Origin of the sequence: Spiroplasma endosymbiont of Lariophagus distinguendus (assembly GCF_023846195.1) — a bacterium.
Lineage (GTDB): Bacteria > Bacillota_I > Bacilli_A > Mycoplasmatales > VBWQ01 > Spiroplasma_E.
This window is the reverse complement of sequence record NZ_JALMUW010000136.1, coordinates 1-933: the sequence shown is the minus strand read 5'-3', so window position 1 is coordinate 933 and position 933 is coordinate 1. Positions and strand designations below refer to the sequence as shown.

Genomic DNA, 933 nt, shown 5'->3' with positions numbered 1-933 from the left:
CTAATAAATCATCTACATATACTTTATTTGTAGCATCAGTTAAAAAAGTAGGTGTTCCAACATCAATTATTCTTTTATCATTAGCACTAATACCTTTATCATCTTTTGGAACAATAAAATTAGGATTTTCCTTATTTACTTCTCATAATGAATCAATATTACTATCAACATGAATTTTTAATTTAGGTATAGTATCACTAACATCTTGAATAGTAATACCAGTACCTTCAATTAATCCAATTTTTTGTAAAAAAGTTTTATTACCAGAATCTCAAGTTATTACTCTTGTATCACTTTCATCAAATATACTAGGTGTATTAAAATTATCTGTATTACATGAAATCGAATTATTAATTGCTTTTCTTGGAGTATGTAAATTTGCTTGTTGTAATAAATTATATACTTCCATTAGAACATAATCTGGTTCACTTGGAGGACTAATACTACTTGATAAACCATTACCACTAATAGAAACTGAACTTCTTATAAATGCCATTCCATCAGTTAAATAATAAATAGTCATTCTTGCTGTTGCTCTTTTAACTAATTGTTGTTGAGTTTCATTAAGATTTTTAAATCCTATGACTTCAATTTGATTACCAGTAATAGTATTAATTCTTTCACTTGATATAGCAATTGCCATAATAGTAAAATCAGTTTTAGTATTATCAGTAGTAGTTTGGTCAGCATCTGGTATAAAACCATATATAGTTTTTAAATCATCTTTTGTAATATAATTTAAATTTACATTTCAATCAATATTATTTTTGTTTTCCATAATCTTTATACCTTCCATATCCTTGTACTGCTTGTGATTTATTAACTGTACTAATAACTGATTTATTAGGTTTAGTTACTGCTATATTTAATTGATTAACATTTTTTCTAACAGTAGCATTCATTTCTTTTCTAGTTTTATTAACTCCACCTAAA

Annotated in this window: 1 protein-coding gene; it reads right to left on the bottom strand. The window is 25.1% G+C overall.

What is annotated here, in order from left to right:
* Nucleotides 1–778 (bottom strand): hypothetical protein (locus M0D11_RS06120; RefSeq protein ID WP_252321042.1); only part of this gene is annotated, 778 nt, incomplete at its 3' end.
* Between the last annotated feature and the right edge of the window lie 155 nt (nucleotides 779–933).